General features: G+C 65.5%; 6 protein-coding genes and 1 pseudogene. 3 read left to right on the forward strand and 4 right to left on the reverse strand.

Annotated elements, in window-relative coordinates:
- Positions 1 to 14: 14 nt before the first annotated feature.
- Entirely contained in the window at positions 15 to 1559 is a 1545-nt protein-coding gene (gene mbtM / locus G6N36_RS11960) for a long-chain-fatty acid--ACP ligase MbtM (RefSeq protein ID WP_163686702.1), read from the reverse strand.
- A 1211-nt stretch (positions 1560 to 2770) separates the two neighbouring features.
- Here mbtM and G6N36_RS11965 point away from each other — a divergent pair.
- Together G6N36_RS11965 and G6N36_RS11970 are read left to right on the forward strand one after the other, a co-directional pair.
- Positions 2771 to 4936 carry an acyltransferase family protein gene (locus tag G6N36_RS11965; RefSeq protein ID WP_235690025.1) on the forward strand — a complete coding sequence of 722 codons (2166 nt, stop codon included), beginning with the start codon at positions 2771 to 2773 and terminating at the stop codon, positions 4934 to 4936.
- A gap of 61 nt (positions 4937 to 4997) precedes the next feature.
- Complete coding sequence (locus tag G6N36_RS11970; protein ID WP_163686704.1) at positions 4998 to 5792, forward strand: phthiotriol/phenolphthiotriol dimycocerosates methyltransferase; 795 nt, start codon at positions 4998 to 5000, stop codon at positions 5790 to 5792.
- A gap of 9 nt (positions 5793 to 5801) precedes the next feature.
- On the opposite strand, the gene htpG is transcribed toward G6N36_RS11970, so the two are convergent.
- Positions 5802 to 7742 (reverse strand): molecular chaperone HtpG, encoded by a 1941-nt coding sequence (htpG, locus tag G6N36_RS11975; RefSeq protein ID WP_163686705.1) that lies wholly within the window; start codon positions 7740 to 7742, stop codon positions 5802 to 5804.
- 186 nt (positions 7743 to 7928) lie between these two features.
- Here htpG and G6N36_RS11980 point away from each other — a divergent pair, with 186 nt between their 5' ends.
- Positions 7929 to 8585, forward strand: coding sequence for a methyltransferase family protein (locus G6N36_RS11980; protein WP_163690631.1), 657 nt, complete (start codon positions 7929 to 7931; stop codon positions 8583 to 8585).
- Here G6N36_RS11980 and G6N36_RS11985 read toward each other — a convergent pair.
- Entirely contained in the window at positions 8573 to 9643 is a 1071-nt protein-coding gene (locus tag G6N36_RS11985) for an alpha/beta hydrolase (RefSeq protein WP_163686706.1), read from the reverse strand. The genes G6N36_RS11980 and G6N36_RS11985 overlap by 13 nt on opposite strands.
- A gap of 145 nt (positions 9644 to 9788) precedes the next feature.
- Positions 9789 to 21069 (reverse strand): annotated as a pseudogene (locus tag G6N36_RS29780) (amino acid adenylation domain-containing protein).
- Positions 21070 to 21112: the final 43 nt, after the last annotated feature.

Consider the following 21112-nt stretch of genomic DNA (forward strand, 5'->3'; position numbering starts at 1 on the left):
TGTCTCGGCGGGTTCTAGAACTCGCCGGCCTCGAGACCGCGCTTGACCTCCAGTCTGCGCAGCTTGCCCGACGTCGTCCTCGGCAGCGAGCCGGGGCGTACGAAGACGACATCCGATGGCACAACACCGCACTCGGACGCGACCCGCTGTACGACTTGGGCGCGAAGGTCCGCCTCGTTGGGTCCCCGGAACTCCGCGACGATCATGACGCTCGCACGTATCGACCGCTCACCGACACCGATTGCGACGACGGCGCCCTCGCGCACCCCAGGGACCGTCGCGGCCACCTGCTCCACCTCGGCGGGGAAGATGTTGCGGCCCGCGACGGTGATGAGTTCCTTGGCGCGCCCGCACACCACCAGTCCGCCGGCGACGAGGTAACCCAGATCGCCGGTCGCGAACCATTCATCGGCGCACACTGCGGCGTCCCCGATATAGCCCGACATCATCGACGTGCCGCGAATCATGACCTCGCCGACCTCATGCCCGGCGTCCGGCGTCGTCGCATCGTCGCGCGGTTCGATGCGCACTGACATCCCCGGTATCGGCTCGCCGAGCACCGCGTTGCCCGACTCGTCGGCGACAAGGCCGCGCCCCGGTTCGGGAACCGTTACTGCACAGGTGGATTCGGCCAACCCGTAGGACGGCGCCAGTGCGCCGGCGTCGAAGCCGAAGCGGGCCATCTCGGTGGCGAAGCGCGCGGTGAGTTCGCAGTCGACGGGTTCACCGCCGTTGAGCGCGAACCGCATGGCGCTCAGGTCGACCTCGGTGACGCGGCGCGAATACTTGCCGATCATGCCGTAGGCCATATTCGGCGCTGCCGTGATGGACGCCCCGCTCTCGGTGAGCCAGTTCAGCCATCGGAACGGCGACGCCTGAAATGCAGTCGTCGGCGCCTGCCACACGGCTGTGCCCCCCAACGCCCCGGCGAGCAGGAAGCTCAGGCCCATGTCGTGATACAGCGGCAACCAGGAGCATCCGACGTCGACCGTGGACACCCCGATGCGGGCGTTGAGTCCGCTCAGGTTGGCCAGCACGGCGTCCGGCGAAAGCTTGACCGTCCGCGGGACTCCCGTCGACCCCGCAGTGCCCTGCAGGATCGCCACCGGGGCGAGGCGGTCCGGCGGCACGAATGTGGTAGATCGACCCGCGGGTGCGACGGAGTCGAGTTCCTTGACGACGAGCGGCCCTTCGGAGGCCGACAACCGTTCGAGGTGGGCGCCGTGGCTGAGCACGTGGCTGACACCCATGCCCGCAAATCCGCGGAGCGTCGTGCGTGACCACTGATCGGGGTCGGCGCCGCGGACCGGCCCGTGGGTGATCGAGACCGCCGCGCCGGCCTGGAAGGCGCCCAGAATCGCGGCGATGAACTCGACGGTCGGTTCACCGGTCAGGCCGAGCGCGGCGACGTCGTCGTTCAGCAGCCATTCCGCGACGTTCTGGGACCGCGCGTGCACCTCCGGCCACGGATGACGGGTCCACTGTCCGTCGTCCAGGACGGCCAGAAATTGGCCACTGCTCGACAGCCGGTTGGCCAAAGCCGTTGCCAACGAGTTCATTGCCACCCTCATACATCTGCGCGCCCGGAGAACCAGCAACCTCGATGCGGTTCGGTACTGGCCAAGCTAACCGATGCGCGTTCGCTGAGGCGAACCACCGTTGGCTGCCAACGCTTCTCCGCACGCACCGACCGCGGGCCGGACCACATTGCGTGTGGCAACCTCGCACCCGGTTTGGCTCGACCACGCCGCAAATCCGGGACTTCACGCCCGAGGCTCTCGGCGACCAGAGGGCGACTCATTCCGGCGGCGAAGCTGCGCATTCGGTAAGAGCTTTGCTCGCTTTGACGCCCAAGGTCGATCTTGAAAAATTGCACACCTGATCAAAATCGCGAATCACGCCGCGCAGCGGCGCCGGCCCATTGCGGTCGATACCGCGCTACCAACGGTCTGTACTTCTCTCATATTTAGCAACCACTTCGGCGTCGATCACACGCCCGGAAAGCGCCCGTAGCGGGGCCGTCCGTCGACGGCCTCGCGGTCGGCGACGTGCGGTCCATTGCGGACATCGACGTAGCGGAGACGCCCGCCGGGTCGACGTACGCGAGCGACTCGTCCGAGCCACAGCGAGCAGGCGCGCGAGTCGCAACTGTTGAAGTCCGACAGGATTTTCGCGGCGCGTCCCAGTCGGTACGTGCCCGACGGCGGCGAGCAGGCCCCCACACTCCACCGGATTTCTCTGATGCTCAGCAGCCCTGTAAAACCGCTGCGCTGTAACGCAATCCATAAATTTCAACGGGCTGATGGGTTGCGAAGAGGACGGTTCGGCACCGGGTTCGAGGATCTGCGTGCCCACCGAAACCGCCTGCACTGAAACGCGATACATACGTGCTTATCCCCGAAAGGAGTCGATCACCAGCCCAGGCCGGCGACTAGGTCAGGTGCATGGAAAGCCGATCCCCCCCCCAAGATGATCCTCCGGTGTCGTCCTCGTGAAATCGGCGTTCTCGCCGCAGGTGAAAACCTCCATTCGCGTCGCCGTGGCATGACGCTCCCGGCGACCGACATGTCGACTTGGAGGCCCACTGAATTGACGCCATCGACATTTTCGCGGCAGCGTCCACTAGAACATTTCCGTCGTTTTCGGTGCGATTTCGCAGTTGTGCGCAAGCGCAGGATCGTTTGCTGTGGAAGTGCAATAATGCCGCTACAACCGGACGCAGCTGCTTTGGAAGGCGGTGATTTTGAGCCATACCCACGGTCTCAGCCCTGTGAAAGAACAGCAGGCCAGGCGCTCAGCAAAGGCGGGATTTCGCCCGGACATCGAGGGTCTGCGCGCTGTGGCTGTGGTGGCTGTTGTCCTCTTTCACGCTGACGTGCCCGGGGTGAGCGGTGGATTCATCGGCGTGGACGTCTTCTTCGTCATCTCGGGCTTCCTCATCACCGGATTGCTTTGGCGCGAGGTGAGCACCGCCGGGACAGTCCGGTTGCGACGCTTCTACGGGGCACGCGCGCGCCGACTGTTACCGGCATCGGCCACGGTAGGAGTGGTAACCGCGATCGCCGCGGCCTTCCTGTTGCCCCCGTTGCAGGCCCACAGCGCCTTCGGCGATGGCATCGCCAGCGCGTTGTATGTCAGCAATTACTGGTTCATCCTGCACGGCGTCGACTACCTCGCGCCGGTCATGCCGCCGTCGCCGTTCGAGCACTACTGGTCGTTGGGCGTCGAGGAGCAGTTCTACCTGGTGTGGCCGGCCATGATCATCGGCACTGCGTGGCTGATCCGGCGGACGCGACGGCGGCCCACCGGAGCCCATGCCGCCCCGTCGCGGCGTCCGTACGTGGCGGTTTTGGTGTTCGTCGCTGCCACCTCGTTCGCGCTGTCACTGGTGGTTTCGTATGTGATACCTGCTGTCGCGTTCTTTTCGCTGCCCACCAGGGCCTGGCAGTTGGCCGTCGGCGGCTTGCTGGCCCTCACAGCCAGTCAGTGGAGCCGACTATCGGCACTACCAGCCGCGATCGTAGGGTGGGCAGGGCTGGCCGTGATCGTGCTGGCCTGCACCCTGCTGGACGCGACCACCCTCTATCCCGGTGTCGCCGCACTTCTGCCAGTGCTCGGCGCAGTGCTGGTGATCGGTGCCGGCTGCGCCTCTCCTTCTCAGGGATGTGGCCGTGTGCTGACAACGTCGCCGATGCAGGCCATCGGTCGAGTGTCGTATTCGTGGTATCTGTGGCACTGGCCGGTGCTGCTGTTCGCACCGCTCCTGCTCGGTCACTCGCTCGGGCTGCCCGGCAGGCTGGTGGCGGTACTCGTCTCCGCTGGGCTGGCGGTGCTCACACTTCGTCTGATCGAAAACCCGCTGCGGTTCGCGACGTCCATCCGCCAATCCCCCGCCCGCAGTCTCGCGCTCGGCGGTGCCGCCACCGCGGTGGCGGTCTGCGTATGCGTCGTGTTGATGCTGTTGGTGCCCAACCCCGGCACCGGCCGTGGGGCGCCCACTGATGCGCTGAATGTCAGCGAAACCGCCCCTCCCTTCATGGGCCGCAACATGAACGCGTCTGACGCGGCGGTGCAGCAGGGCTTCGAGCAAGTGCAGGCCGCGGTTGCGGCATCCCTCGCTCCAGGCGCGGTGCCGTCGAACCTGAACCCGCCCCTCACCGTCGCTGGAGCCGAACTCAAGGACCTATTAGCAGGCGGCTGCATGCGCAATGGTGTTCAAGCCGGACAGCCCGAGTGCGCGACGGGTGATACCTCCTCGGCCACGACGGTGGCGCTGGTCGGCGACTCGCATGCCGCAATGTGGCGCCCCGCGCTCGAGCAGGTCGCCCAACAGCAGGGATGGCGGCTGGAGACAATGGCCAAGGCGGCCTGCCCGCTGTTGGACCTGCCCATCACCAACCCGATTCGTCGTCTCGTTTCACGCTGCGGGCAATGGCGTGACGAAATCATCGACCGGCTACGGGCCAAGCCACCGCAACTGGTGGTGGTGAGCATGTGGCGGGGCTACGTTGCCGGGCAGGGTGGCTATGACCCCGGTTTCACGTCGTACGACACAGCGTGGAACGAGAGCCTGACCAGCTTGGTGGAGCGGCTGCGCGGTATTGGTTCGAAGGTGCTGGTGATCGGGCCGATCCCGGCTCCGCGCCAATCGGTGCCGATCTGCCTGTCCGGCCACCTCGATGACGCGGCCGCCTGCGCGGCGCCGAGATCGACGGCGGTCAACGAATCGGGCGTCGCGGCCGAGAGCGCCGCCGTCGTAGCCGGCGGCGGACAATACGTCGACATCACCGACCTGTTCTGCACCTCTGAGCGTTGCCCGGTCATCGTGGGCAACTCGCTGGTCTACTTCGACTGGACTCACGTAACCTCCCAATACGCCCGCCAGTTGGCCCCGGTAGTCGGAGCGCTGGCCGACCGCGCGCTCGCCGGAGGCTGACAGCCAACCGTCGGCGAGCTCACCAGCCCTTTTTGTACGCGACCCATTGAGTAGGGGAAAAATGTCACAGCTGTTCACCGCGCCGCACCGCCACTTCTTTCAGGCGGCACAAAACGGGTTCTACCGCTATCTGACGCGTCGACTCGACGACGACGTGGTGTTCATGAACTGGTGCTATGAGACCGACCCTCCGATGGGAATCGCACTGGATCCCAACGACGAGGCTGACCGGTATCCCATCCAGCTCTACCATGCCACCGCCACGCAATCCGACCTCACGGGGAAGCGGGTGCTAGAGGTCGGGTGCGGGCGCGGCGGCGGCGCCTCCTATCTCACCCGCACACTGAACCCGGCGTCGTACACGGGCCTGGACCTGAACGCGTCCGGGATCGAATTCTGCCGCCGACGGCATCAGGTGCCGGGCCTGGATTTCGTTGTCGGAAACGCCGAGGATCTCCCGTTCCCCGACGAATCCTTCGACGCGGTCATCAACATCGAATCGTCGCACTGCTATCCGCATTTCGATCGATTCCTATCCGAGGTCGCGCGGGTTCTCACGCCGGGCGGTGTGTTCTTGTATGCGGATACGCGCCCGCAGTCGCATTGCGAGCGCTGGGACAGCGACCTGAACGCGTCGGCGCTGTCGGTGAGCGCCCAGCGCGACATCACAGGCGAGGTGATTCGAGGTATGGAGCTGAACTCGGAGCGGTGGGAAGCCGCAGCCGACTCCCTGGTTCCCCGGTTCGCGCGACGGGTAGCCCGCAGAGGAGTGCCGGCCACCGGGTCCAAGATCTGGGAGAACGCGCAGAACGGGCTGATGCCCTACCGCATGTACTTGATGGTCAAGCCCGCTTAGTCGGCCGCTCTATACGGTGCGGGCCAGCCGGTCGGCGAGCAGTCCGGCGAACTTCGCCGGATCCTCTGGCACATCGCCTTCAGCGAGAAGAGCTGTGCCGTAGAGCAATTCGGCGGTTTCGGCGAGCTGCCGCATTTGGCCATCGTCGCCGCCGCTCTTGTGCGCCTGCTGCAAACCCGTGACGAGCGGATGCTTCGGGTTGAGTTCGAGGATCCGTTTACCCACCGGAACCGCCTGGCCCGAAGCGCGATACATGCGCGCGAGGGCCGGCGTGATGCCGAAGGTGTCGGTGATCAGGCAGGCCGGCGATTCGGTCAGCCGCGTGGAAAGCCGCACCTCCTTGACATGCTCGCCCAGAGTTTCCTGCAACCAGGTCAGCAGGTCGGCGAAATCCCGCTCCGCCTCAAGGCGCTCGGCTTCCTGCGCGGCCTTCTCATCTTCTGAGTCGAGGTCCACCTCGCCCTTGGCGACCGATTGCAGCGCCTTGCCGCCGAACTCCTGCACCGATCCCACCCAGATCTCATCGACCGGGTCGGTGAGCAGCAGCACCTCATAGCCTTTGGCCTTGAATGCCTCGAGATGCGGTGACTTTAGGAGCTGCTGACGCGATTGGCCGGTGGCGTAGAAAATCTGCTCCTGACCATCCTTCATTCGCGCGACGTACTCAGCCAGTGTGGTGGATTCCTCCTCGCCCTGGGTCGAGGCGAATGAAGAAATACTCAGCAGAGTCTCCTGATTGTCGAAATCCGACATGAGACCCTCTTTCAGGACCGCACCGAACTGTGTCCACAGGGTGCGGTAGTCCTCCGGTCGTTCCGACTGAAGTGTCTTGATCGTCGACAGAACCTTCTTCGTCAGACGGCGACGGATCGCCGTGACCTGGCGATCTTGCTGGAGGATCTCGCGGGAAACGTTGAGGGACATGTCCGCTGCGTCGACGACACCCTTGACGAACCGCAGATATCCGGGAAGGAGTTGGTCACAATCGGCCATGACGAAGACCCGCTTGACATACAGCTGAACCCCGATCCTGCCGTCCCGGGCGAATAGATCGAATGGCGCATGCGAGGGGATGAACAACAGGGCCTGGTACTCGAAGGTGCCCTCGGCCTTCATCGCAATGATCTCGAGTGGGTCGTCCCACGCGTGCGCGATGTGCTTGTAGAACTCCTTGTACTCCTCCTCGGATACTTCGTCTTTGGACTTGGCCCACAGTGCCTTCATCGAGTTGAGGGTCTGCGTTTCCACGGTGAAGCGCTCTTGGCCGCCCTCCTCGGTAGCGGGGGTGCGTCGCTCGACCTGCATCCGGATGGGCCAGGCGATGAAGTCGGAGTACTTCTTGACCAGTTCTCTGATCTTCCACTCCGACGTGTAGTCGTGCAGGTCGTCCTCGGTGTCTTCGGGTTTGAGGTGCAGTGTGATCGACGTACCCTGCGCAGCACCGTCAACGGATTCGACGGTGTAGGTGCCGTCTCCGCTCGAGACCCACCGGGTGGCGTCACTTTCACCGGCCTTACGGGTGAGCAACTCGACCCTGTCAGCCACCATGAACGTCGAGTAGAACCCGATGCCGAACTGACCGATGAGTTCCTCGGAGGCGGCGGCGTTCTTGGCCGCACGCAGCTTCTCACGCAACTCGGCGGTACCCGATTTCGCGAGTGTGCCGATCAGGTCCACGACCTCTTCGCGTGTCATACCGATGCCGTTGTCGCGAACAATCAGCGTCCGGGCATCCTTGTCCGCCTCGATCTCGATGTGCAGGTCGGAGGTATCGACGCCCAGGTCCTTGTTCCGCAGCGATTCAAGCCGGAGCTTGTCGAGGGCATCGGATGCATTCGAGATCAATTCACGCAGGAACGACTCCTTGGCGGAGTACACCGAGTGGACCATCAAGTCCAGTAGTTGACGCGCCTGCGCCTGAAACTCCAATTGCTCGACGTGTGCGTTCATGCGCTGATGATATGCAGCGGTGGGTGACGGCTACGGCGCGGCCGTGATCCAATTTGCCCATCTCCACGTCGACACCGGTAGGTTTGGCGATGCGCCGAACTCGGCTGCCGGCAACGCGCGGTGCCGTCGACGTTCGGGGTGTCAGCGACAGACATGAGGGGGATCGTGACGACCATTCCCAAGCGGATGCTGGTGCGCGGGCTCGTCGAGCCCGTCCTGCTCGGCGCGGCCCTGTTCCTGGTGGCGGGCACGCTCGACTACTGGCAAGCATGGGTCCTGCTGGCCGTGGCCGCGCTTTCGACAGCGATCCCCACCGCCTACCTGGCGCGGACGAATCCCGTCGCGCTCGAGCGGCGTCAGAGTGCGGGACCGACGGCGGAGACCCGACTGGTTCAGAAGGTCTCCATGGCGGGCTGGTGGTTGTCACTGGCGGGAATGCTGATCGTCGGCGCGCTCGACCGCCGCTTCGACTGGTCGGACGTTCCGGTGGCCGTCTGCCTCATCGGCGATGCGCTGGTCGCCGCGGGGCTCGGTCTGGGAATGCTCGTGCTCATTCAGAACAGCCACGCCGCCGCTACCGTCCGGGTGGAGCAGGGCCAAGAAGTCATCGCCGCCGGCTTCTACGGGTTGGTGCGGCACCCCATGTACACGGGCAATGTGCTCATCATGCTCGGCATCCCGTTGGCGCTCGGCTCCTACTGGGGACTCGTCTTCTTCATTCCCGGCCTGATCGTGCTCGCCTTGCGCATCCGCGACGAGGAGAAGTTGCTTCTGGAAGAACTGGCCGGATACAGCGAGTACGCGCAGAAGGTCCGCTATCGGCTGGTGCCTTATATGTGGTGACCGCGCCCGCCCACCGGAGGCGAGCTGGTTTCCATCAGATGGCTGCCCAGAAACTCGACCATGCTGGAGTAGAAGTCCTGCATGGACGACGCTTTCCTGGCGATGCCGTCGGCCCCGTGATACATCCCTGGAACGGTCACGAGCTTGCACGGGACAGCGGCCGCGGCCAGCCTCTCGGCATACGCGACGTTCTCGTCGTGGAAGACGTCTAGATCGCCGACTCCGATCCACGTCGGCGGCAGTCCGGTCAGATCCGACCGACGGGCCGGCGCGGCATAGTCGGGCGCGTCGGCCAGACGTGGCTCCCGACCCAGGTACGCAGTCCAGGCCCACTTGTTCGATGCGGCCGACCACGTCAGCTCGCCCTTTCCGTGATGGTTGTCGTGCAACGTGGTGCGATCGTCGAGCATGGGATAGATCAGACCCTGCACACGCACCGGAATCCCCTCGTCGTATGCGCGTTGGGCGACGGCCGCGGCGAGCCCGCCGCCCGCGCTGCCGCCGCACACCGCGATGCGATCCGGATCGATACCCAACTCGTCGGAGTGCTCCACCATCCACCGCAGTGTCGCCATGCAGTCATCCAACCCCGCGGGAAAGGGATTCTCCGGGGCCAGGCGGTAATCCGGTGATACTGCGACAGCCCCGAGGGCCGTGACCAGACCACCGGCCAGCGACGCTTCAGACAACGCGCTGCCCGACACCATTCCGCCGCCGTGCAGCCACAGCACGCCCGGTCGAGGCGCCGGATGCTCAGTGGGTTCCTGCACCAGCAGATCGACGCCTGCGGCATCCAGGCGACGTCGGCTCGCCGAGATTCCCGGCCCCGATGCCGGGTCACGTCCCGTGAGAAGTCGAACAGCGGGGACCGCCAACTCGCCGACGCCGGTCATGAAACGGGCCATGGACAGAGTTGCTCTGTTGAGCGGAACAGGCGGCACCACCAACAGGGGTGCGCGCAATTCAGGCGCGGCCGCCGCGAGAGATTTTCGGCGGGCAGCGTAACGACGCATCGGTAAGGTGGCCAGCTCCATGAAGTTTGCCGCAGCGTTGCTCATCCCCACCAAATGTACCTGCTGTCGTGGGCAGGTGACGGTTGCTGGGTGCGTCGCCGTCGGACCGTGTCGGCGATCTGCCTGATCATCGTGCCTGATCCGGGGTGGAAACCTGGTTGGGGGCGTGGATGAGAAATAGACGAGGTAACTAGCCGCTTCCCGCGTCACGAGCCGAAGGCGATTGCGCCGGCGCCGCAAGCCCCGGGGCCTTCGAATCCCGGATCTGCTCACCTAGACCTCTGATCGTTGGCGCCGCGACAAGCGCGGTCACCGCCATGTCGATGCCAAACGCGTCGTTGATCGCGGCGATCGCCCGCATTGCGGCGAGCGAATCTCCACCCAGTTCGAAGAACGACACGTCGACGTCGACGAGATCCACGCCCAACACGTCAGACCAAATGCCTGACAAGATCTGCTCGGTCTCCGGGTCCGGCTCGCGATGACGTTGAGGACCGGTGTCGCCTTGTGCGACTGCGGCTTCGGGCGCGACTGCGGCCTCAGACCTCTCCCGAATGCCCCATGCCAGCGGCTCGCCCACCGGCAACTGCTGTGCGGGGTCCGCGGTCATGGTCGCCAACACCTGCTCGAACCGCTCGATCAGCGCGTCGACGCCGGCGTCGTCGAAGACATCCGTGCGGAACTGCAGGCGAACGTACAGTTCGCGGCCGGGCGCGGCCTGGATCGTGAGCGGGTAGTGGTAGTAGTCGCGGTTCGCGGGCTCAGTGATGACCAGCTCGCCGACGCTGCCCGACGCGTCGGTCTCCGTCGGGTAGTTCTCGTATACGAAAACGGTGTCGAAGAGCGCCTTCAAACCGGTCAGGCGGTGTATGTCGGTAAGCCCCAGATGTTGATGCTCGAGGGTGCGGTTGTGGGCGCTTTGCAGCTGCTTCAGCAGCGTCGCGACGGTGGTGTCCTGCGTGAACTTTGCGCGCACGGGAATCGTGTTGATCAACAGCCCCACCATCGAGTCGGCGCCGACCACCTCTGCCGGCCTGCCGGAGACGACGGTGCCGAAGACGACGTCGTGTTGGCCGGTCAACGAGAACAGCAGCTGCGCGAAGGCGGCTTGCAGCACGGTGTTGACGGTGGTGTGCTGCGAACGCGCGAGCTCACGAAGCGCCTCCGTCATCTCTTCAGACACGTGAATCGATCTCGTGTCGCGCCGCACCGGCCCGTACAGATCCGGCGTCCCGACCAGTGTGGGCGTGTCGAACCCGGCCAACTCTTCGCGCCATACGGTCTCGGCAGCACCTCGATCCCGGTCCGCCAACCACCCGGCGAACTTCCGGTACGACACGGGTGCGGGCAGACGAGCGCCGTAGTAGCCGGCGAAGATCTCCTGCAGGACGATCTGTAACGACCAGCCGTCCATCAAGATGTGATGGTTGGTGAGCACAAGTCGGTGACGATCTGCCCCGGTGCGAACCACCATGACCCGGAATGCCGGCGGGTCAGCGAGATCGCATACCGCGGCGCGCTCGGCGGCGCTCAGCTGCTGGATCTGCTCCTCGACATCGAGGACGCCGGAGCTCAGGTCGACCACCCGCCAGGGCGGCTCGGTTTCGGCGGGGATGATTTGCACCGGCTCGTCGAACCGGCCGAGGAACCGCGCCGCCAGGTTGGGATGACGGTTCATCACCGTGCGCACCGCATCGCGCAGCCGGTGCAGATCCAGCGGACCGGTCAGCGTGAGGTCCAGCTGCACCGCATACACATCGTCGCCGGACCCACGCGCGGCGCTGGCGTGGAAAAGCAATCCCTGCTGCAGCGGTGTCAGGGGTAGGAGGTCGGCGACCCGGTACTGCCGGCACAGTTCGTCGATCTGTTGTTGGCTCAGCCGCGCCGGCGCGATGTCGGAGGGACTCAGCCCGCCCCCGCCGCGGCGCACGTGCGCACAGATGCCCGCCAACGCCTCGAACCACAACCGGCTCAGCGCAGCGACCTGCTCCCGTTCCACCGCCGATTGCGCCCACGCCCAGTTGGCCTGAAGGTGCGGACCCGAGTCGGTGTCAGCTGTGCTGGCGTTGAGCTCGATGGTGTGTGGGAGCGTGACGTCGACAGCCTGGCTGAGGCCGGCGGCCTGCCCACCGTCGGGGCTGATGCGCCAAAAGTCTTCGGAGAGTTCGCCGGCCGCAGCACCCAGCCGACCGAGGTAGTTGAACCCGATCAACGGTTCCGATCCGCCCAAGTCGACTGCGGGGTTCAAGTACCGCAGCACGCCGTAGGTCAACCCGTCCGGCATCGCACGCAGTTGTTCCTTGGCCTCTTTGACCACCGCACCGAGTGCCGCATCGCCGGCCACTACCTGCGTCCACGAGATCCCGCCCACGGCCAACGACACCGGGTACTTGGTGGTGAACCAACCCACCGTGCGCGACAGGTCCACGTCGTCGCCCAATTCCTCTTGGCGTCCATGACCTTCGACGTCGATCGCGACCGGCGCCGCACCGGTGCCGAGGAATTCGGCCACCGCCAAACCGAATGCGATCAACAGAATGTCCTGGACGCCTGCGCGAAACGCTGCAGGCACCTCGCCCAGCAGCATTCGTGACGTCTCGGCATCCAATTCCGCGGACAACAATCCGGCGGTGGCATAGGTGTCCACACCAGGCTCCACCGTCGGCAACACCGCCGGCGCCGCAGCGACCCGCTGCCATACCTCTGCCAGCTCCACCACGTGCGGATCACGAGCGTACTCAGCCAGTCGCGAGGACCATGCGCCGAACGATGTACCCGGCGCCGACAGCACCACCGGCTGACCGCTGCGATGCTGGACCCACGCGACGTTGAGGTCCTCCAACAGGATTCGCCATGACACCCCGTCAACAGCGAGATGGTGGATGATCAGTATCAAACGGCTCGTGGTTGTCACCCACAGCGCAGACAGCATCGCCCCCGCGGCCGGATTGAGCCGCGATCGCGCCTCCAGCACCGCCGCATCGGAAAGCGTCTCGACCGCTTGCAGGTATCCGCCCGCATGTACCGAGCCCGCTTCGGGCACCGTGAGCGACAAGCCTTCGCCGCCACGACGGGCTGAGCGGCTGCTCGTGTTCCCCGTGTCGAGTCGCGCCCGCAGCATGGCATGCCGATCCATCACCGCTTGTAACAGCACTGCGACGTCGGCCTCGGTCACCCCGGCGGGAGCCTGCAGCACGACCGTCTGATTGAACTCACCGACCGCCCCGTCAGTTTCGTACAGCCAGCGCATGATCGGGGTGGCCGCCACCTTCTCCACGCCCTCTTCGAAGTGCCCACCCATGCCGAATGCGGCCTGGATCTGCTGAGCGAAGGGGGCCTGCCGTGAGACCCTGGCCAGTCTCGCCACCGTCTGCTCGACGAAGACATCGCGCGGCCGGCAGACCACGCCGAGCGCTCGGGCCCGGGCCACCACCTGCATCGACAGAATGCTGTCCCCGCCGAGTTCGAAGAAGGATTCGTCGACGCCGACGCGTTGGAGTCCCAGGACCTGGGCGTAGATACCGGCCAGGATTTCCTCGGTCGGATTGCCCGGGGCCCGATAATGGTCAACCTCTTGGTATTCCGGGGCCGGCAACGCCCGAGTATCGAGCTTGCCGTTGACCGTCAACGGCAACGCCTCGATCACCACCACCGCCGCGGGCACCATATACACCGGCAACTTCTCGGCCAACTGCGCGCGCGCCTCACCCGGATCCACCCTGCCGGTGACATACCCCACCAGACGCTTGTCCCCGGGACGATCCTCGCGCGCGATCACCGCCGCCTGCTCGACACCGTTCAGTGCGGCCAGCGCCGCCTGAACCTCACCCAACTCGATGCGATACCCACGGATCTTGACCTGCTCATCGGCACGCCCGACATACTGCAACTGCCCATCAGCACCCCAACGCACCACATCACCGGTGCGATACATCCGCTGCCCCGGCGCGTGCGCACCCCCGAACGGACACGCCACAAACCGCGACGACGTCAAATCCGGGCGGCCCACATACCCACACGCCAACCCCGCACCGGCCACATACAACTCCCCGACCACACCCACCGGCACCGGACGCAACCACTTGTCCAACACAAAAAAACCAAGATCAGCCAACGGCACCCCGATCGGACTGACCGCCCTGTCCACATCACCGGCCACGATCTCGCGGAACGACGCATGCACCGTCGTCTCGGTAATGCCATACATATTGATCATCCGCGGCCGACCCGGATGAGCCTCCAACCACACCGCCAAACGCCCCGGCTCCAACGCCTCCCCGCCGAAAACCACCGTCTCCAACTTGAGCTGCCCACCACGCTCGGGCTGCAACGCATCCGCGGCCTGCAACGCATAAAACGCCGACGGCGTCTGACTCAACACACTGACCTGCTCGCTCACCAACAACGCATGCAAATCCTCCGGCGAACGCACCACCGCATCAGGCACCACCACCAAACGCCCACCACGCAACAACGCCCCAAAGATCTCCCACACCGAGAAATCGAAGGCCAACGAATGACACTGCGTCCACACCTGCCCCGCCGACAGCTCCACCTCAGCGTCAAGAACCTCCAACAACCGGCACACATTGCGATGGTGACCGCCACCCCTGGGCACACCGGTGGTACCCGACGTATAAATCAAATACGCCACACCCTCAGCATCAGGCACCGCCGCACCCGAAACCCCCACCACCCCAACACCATCCACATCGACATCGACATCGACATCGACGATCGGCACCGCCGAACCACCCAACCGCGACCGCAACCCCGCCGTGGTCACCACCACCACCGGCGCCGCATCACCGAGCACAAACCCGATCCGCTCATCCGGATGACCCGGATCCAACGGCACATACGCCGCCGGTCTTCAACACCGCCAAAATCGCCACGACCGCATCCACCGAGCGGTCAAACAACAACGCCACCCGATCACCAGCGCCCACACCCCGACCCACCAACACCGCAGCCAACCGGTCCGAGGCCACATCCAACTCGCCATAGGTCAACGAACGGCCACCACAACACACCGCCACCGCCCCCGGCGCCCGCCCCACCTGCCGGGCAAACAACCCCGGAATCGACACCGCCGAACCCACCGGCCGCATCAACACCGAACGATTACCCCACCCCTGCAACCGATCCCACTCAACCTCATCCACCACACCCACCGACGACAACCGCCGCCCCGGATCAGCAACCATCACCTCCAACACCCGACGCAACCGCCCCACCAACACCTCAACACCGGCCACATCAAACACATCAGTGCGGAATTCCACCCCACCGCTGATCCCCGCGGGCTCACCGGTCTCGCTCCAGTGCTCGGCCACGGCGACCGTCAGATCTGTTCGGGCGGTGTGGGTGTCGACCGGCAGCGGTGCGACCTCCACATCACCCAGACGTAGGCCGTCGGCGGAGTCGTTGTCCTGCCAGTTCTGCCACGACAACATCACCTGAACCAGGGGGTGGTGGGTCAGCGATCGGGTCGGGTTGAGCCGGTCGACAAGCACTTCGAAGGGCACATCTTGGTGTTCATAGGCGGCCAGGCTGCGCTGCCGCACCTGAGCGAGGAGCTCGGCCACTGTGGGGTCACGGGTCAGATCCGACCGCAGCACCAAGGTATTGACGAAGAAGCCCACCAACTCATCCAGCGCGGGGTCCCTGCGTCCGGCGATCGGGAATCCCACCGCCACATCACTGCTGGCGGTGATGTTCGACAACAGAACCGCGAGAGCGGCCTGCATCACCATGAAGCTCGTCGCGTTGTGCTCGCGGGCCACCTCGAGCATCCGCGCCTGCAGCTCGGCCGGCCACTCCAGCTCCACCCGGCCTCCGCGCTGATCCGCGACAGGCGGATAGGGACGATCGGTGGGAAGGTCGAGACGCTCCGGCATACCGGCCAGGGCTTCCTCCCAGTAAGCCAGCTGCTCGCCGATGCGACTCTCGGGATCCTGCAACTCACCGAACTGCGCCCGCTGCCAGAGCGTGTAATCGACGTACTGGACCGGCAACGGATCCCACTCCGGCGCCTGGCCCGCACACCGACTGGCGTAGGCGATACCCATATCCCGCAGCAGCGGAGTGACCGACAAGCCGTCGGCGGCGATATGGTGCACCACCGCCACCAGCACGTACTCGTCCTCAGTGATGCGGAAAAGCCTTGCCCGCAAAGGGATTTCGTTGGCCAGGTTGAACGGTTGGCGCGCCACCTCACCGATGGCCTCACTCAGCCGGCTTTCCGGCCAACCGGTGGCATCGGTGAGTTGCCAACCGAAGTCGGCCTCGTCGGCGGGCACCACCAGCTGCTGAGGTGACCCCTCGACTGCGGGGAACAGTGTGCGCAGGCTCTCGTGGCGGCTCACCACGTCGGCCAGAGCCGCACCGAGCGCGTCCACATCGGGCCGACCACTCAGCCGTAACGCCACCGGGATGTTGTAGACCGGTGAAGGCCCCTGCAGCTGGTCGATGAACCACAACCGGCCCTGGGCGAACGACAACGGAACCACCGCAGGGCGCTCGGCGGCGACCAACGGCTCAAGCGCTCCCCCATCGGCACCGATCCGCACTGCCAACTGAGCCACGGTCGGAGCCTCGAACAGAACGCGTACGGCAAGACCGGCGTTCAGGGTCGTGTTGATCGCGGCGACGACCCGCATCGCTGACAACGAGTCCCCACCCAGGTCGAAGAACGAGGCATCGACTCCGACCCGCTCCAGACCGAGCACCCGGGCATAGATGCCGACGAGGAGCTCCTCGACCGGATTAGCGGGCGCACGATAGCCCTCGTCGTCCTGGTAGTCGGGCGCCGGAAGGGCCCGGGTGTCGAGCTTGCCGTTCGGCGTCAACGGCAGCGCGTCGACCACGACCACCGCCGCCGGCACCATGTAGGCCGGCAGCCGCTCGGCCAGCGCGGCACGAACTCGGGCCGGTTCGGCCGAACCGATGAGATAACCCACGAGACGCTTGTCACCGGGGCGATCCTCGCGGGTCACCACCGCCGCCTGCTCGACCCCATCGAGTGCGATCAGCGCCGCCTGGATCTCACCCAACTCGATGCGATACCCGCGGACCTTGACCTGCTCGTCGGCACGCCCGAGATGCTGCAGCTGCCCATCGGCGCGCCAATACACCAGGTCGCCGGTGCGATACATCCGTTGTCCCGGCGCTCCGAACGGGCATGCCATGAAGCGCGACGCCGTCAGCCCTGCCCGGCCGACGTACCCACAACCCACCCCGGCACCGGCCACGTACAACTCACCGGCCACGCCCGGCGGCACCGGTCGCAACCACTTGTCCAACACGAACAGCGCCGCCTCGGGAACCGGCGCGCCGATCGGCACCATGCCCGACCCGGCAGTCAGCGGCGCGCTGATCGACACCACCATCGTGGTCTCGGTAGGGCCGTAGGCGTTGAGCATCACCCGCCCCGGCGCCCACCGATCCACCACCTCGGGCGGACAGGGCTCGCCGGCCACCACCAACGCCATGGATTCCAGCCCATCCGGCGACAGAGCCCCCACCGCGGACGGAGTACGGGTCAACACGTCGACCCGTTCGGCGAGCAGGAGCGCATGCAGATCTTCTGGCGATCCCGCCACCGATTCCGGCACCACCACCACCCGGCCGCCATGCAGCAGCGGACCCCAGGTCTCCCAGATCGACGAGTCGAATCCGTAGGAATGACACTGCGCCCACGACCCCGCGGTCGGCAGGTACTCGTCAAGTCGTCCCAGCAGCTGGGTGATGTTGCGATGGGTGACAGCGACGCCCTTCGGAACACCCGTCGTGCCCGAGGTGTAGATGAGGTGGGACACCTCGTTCGGCGCAGGCGGCGTCAACGCGGTGCTGGGCTGGGTGTCGATCATCGGGTCGCTTACATCGATGACCGGCAAGTCATGCTCGCGCAGCCGGTCCATCAGCGCGGTGGTGGTGATCGCCGCGATCGGTGCCGCGTCGGCCACCATGAATCCGATGCGCGCGTCTGGGTGGGCGGGGTCGATGGGCAGATAGGCCGCGCCCGTTTTCAGGACCGCCGCAATCGACACGATCGCCTCAGCGGACCGGGAGAACAGCAGCGCCACACACTCGCCCGGACCCGCTCCCCGGTCAATCAGCAAGTGCGCCAATCGATTCGAAGCCTCATCGAGCTCCCGGTAGGTCATCGAGGAACCCTCACAGGTCACTGCTACCGCGTCCGGCACACGCGCCACCTGGGCGGCGAACAACTCTGGTACCGATGCCGCTGTGGTCACCGGCCGGGTCAGCATGGCCCGGTTACCCAGCGCGTCGAGCCTGCCTCGCTCAGTGGCGTCGAGCAGATCGATCGATGACAACCGCCTGGTCGGAGCGGCCGTCACCGCCTCCACCGTGCGCCGCAACCGGTCGATGAGTGCCTCGATGCTGGCGGCGTCGAACACGTCGGTACGAAATTCCACCTCGCCGCCGATTCCGGCGGGCACACCGTCCTCGGTCCATCGCTCGGCCAGTGAAAACGCCAAATCCATTCGGGCAGTGCGCGTTTCCACCGGCACCGACGTGGCGAGCAGACCGCCCAGGCGCAACTCGGCGGGCGGATTGTTCTGCCACGCCAACAACACCTGGACCAGCGGGTGGTGGGCCTGACTTCGCGCGGGGTTCAGCCGCTCGACAAGCACCTCGAAGGGCACATCCTGATGCTCGTAAGCAGCCAGGCTGCGCTGGCGCACCTGCTCGAGCAGCTCGGCGAATGTGGGGTCCCCACTCACCTCGACCCGCAACACCAATGTGTTGATGAACAGCCCAACCAGCTCGTCAAGCGCGGGATCGCGCCGCCCCGCGATCGGAAAGCCCACGGCCACATCGGGACTGGCGCTGATCGTGGACAACAGCAGGGCCAGGGCCGCTTGGACGACCATGAAGGGGGTCGCGTCGTGCTCGCGAGCCACCCTGGCAACCCCCTGCTGCAGTTCGGCCGGCCAGTCGACCACCACGCCGGCGCCGCGCTGATCGGCAACCGCCGGATAGGGCCGATCGGTGGGAAGCTCGAGGCGCTCCGGCATGCCGGCCAGCGCGCCCTCCCAGTAATCCAGCTGCGCGGCGATGGGGCTGCCGTCATCGTCGGGATCACCGAGCTGCTCGCGCTGCCACAACGTGTAATCGACGTATTGCACTGGCAAGGGATCCCAGCTCGGCATCCGTGCCGCGCACCGTCCGGTGTACGCCACCCCGAGGTCACGCACCAGTGGAGTGATCGACCAGCCATCGGCGGCGATATGGTGCACGACGGCGACCAGCACGTGTTCGTTGTCGGCGATCCGGAAAAGCCTTGCCTTCAAGGGGATTTCGGTCGCCAGGTCGAACTGGTGGCGCGCGACCTGCTCGATGGCATCGCTCAGTTGGCTTGGCGGCCAGCCGATGGCGTCGGTGATTTGCCAATCCAAGTCGACCTCATCGGCGGGCACCACCAACTGCTCGGGTACCCCCTCGGTCGCGGGGAACAGTGTGCGCAGGCTCTCGTGGCGGCCCACGACATCAGCCAGTGCCGCCCCGAACGCGTCCCCATCGAGCTGGCCGCTCAGCCGCAACACGACCGGGATGTTGTAAACGGGTGAAGGGCCCTGCAATTGGTCGATGAACCACAAGCGGCTCTGAGCGAACGACAGCGGAACGACCGCCGGGCGCTGGGCCGCCACGAGCGGCGCCAGCCGATCCGCCTCGTCGCCGATTCGCGTCGCCAGCTGGGCGACCGAGGGTGCGTCGAAGACGGCGCGCACCGAAAGACCGGCATCGAAGCTTGCGTTGACCGCGACCACCAACCGCATCGCCGACAATGAATCCCCGCCGAGTTCGAAGAAGGATTCGTCGACGCCGACGCGTTGGAGTCCCAGGACCTGGGCGTAGATACCGGCCAGGATTTCCTCGGTCGGATTGCCCGGAGCCCGATAATGGTCAACCTCTTGGTATTCCGGGGCCGGCAACGCCCGAGTATCGAGCTTGCCGTTGACCGTCAACGGCAACGCCTCGATCACCACCACCGCCGCGGGCACCATATACACCGGCAACTTCTCGCGCGCGCCTCACCCGGATCCACCCTGCCGGTGACATACCCCACCAGACGCTTGTCCCGGACGATCCTCGCGCGCGATCACCGCCGCCTGCTCGACACCGTTCAGTGCGGCCAGCGCCGCCTGAACCTCACCCAACTCGATGCGATACCCACGGATCTTGACCTGCTCATCGGCACGCCCCACATACTGCAACTGCCCATCAGCACCCCAACGCACCACATCACCGGTGCGATACATCCGCTGCCCCGGCGCGTGCGCACCCCCGAACGGACACGCCACAAACCGCGACGACGTCAAATCCGGGCGGCCCACATACCCACACGCCAACCCCGCACCGGCCACATACAACTCCCCGACCACACCCACCGGCACCGGACGCAACCACTTGTCCAACACAAAAAAACCAAGATCAGCCAACGGCACCCCGATCGGACTGACCGCCCTGTCCACATCACCGGCCACGATCTCGCGGAACGACGCATGCACCGTCGTCTCGGTAATGCCATACATATTGATCATCCGCGGCCGACCCGGATGAGCCTCCAACCACACCTGCAAACGCCCCGGCTCCAACGCCTCCCCGCCGAAAACCACCGTCTCCAACTTGAGCTGCCCACCACGCTCGGGCTGCAACGCATCCGCGGCCTGCAACGCATAAAACGCCGACGGCGTCTGACTCAACACACTGACCTGCTCGCTCACCAACAACGCATGCAAATCCTCAGGCGAACGCACCACCGCATCAGGCACCACCACCAAACGCCCACCACGCAACAACGCCCCAAAGATCTCCCACACCGAGAAATCGAAGGCCAACGAATGACACTGCGTCCACACCTGCCCCGCCGACAGCTCCACCTCAGCGTCCAGAACCTCCAACAACCGGCACACATTGCGATGAGTGACCGCCACCCCCTTGGGCACACCGGTGGTACCCGACGTATAAATCAAATACGCCACACCCTCAGCATCAGGCACCGCCGCACCCGAAACCCCCACCACCCCAACACCATCCACATCGACATCGACATCGACATCGACGATCGGCACCGCCGAACCACCCAACCGCGACCGCAACCCCGCCGTGGTCACCACCACCACCGGCGCCGCATCACCGAGCACAAACCCGATCCGCTCATCAGGATGACCCGGATCCAACGGCACATACGCCGCCCCGGTCTTCAACACCGCCAAAATCGCCACGACCGCATCCACCGAGCGGTCAAACAACAACGCCACCCGATCACCAGCGCCCACACCCCGACCCACCAACACCGCAGCCAACCGGTCCGAGGCCACATCCAACTCGCCATAGGTCAACGAACGGCCACCACAACACACCGCCACCGCCCCCGGCGCCCGCCCCACCTGCCGGGCAAACAACCCCGGAATCGACACCGCCGAACCCACCGGCCGCATCAACACCGAACGATTACCCCACCCCTGCAACCGATCCCACTCA

It is taken from the genome of Mycolicibacterium gadium (assembly GCF_010728925.1).
Classification (GTDB): Bacteria; Actinomycetota; Actinomycetes; order Mycobacteriales; family Mycobacteriaceae; genus Mycobacterium; species Mycobacterium gadium.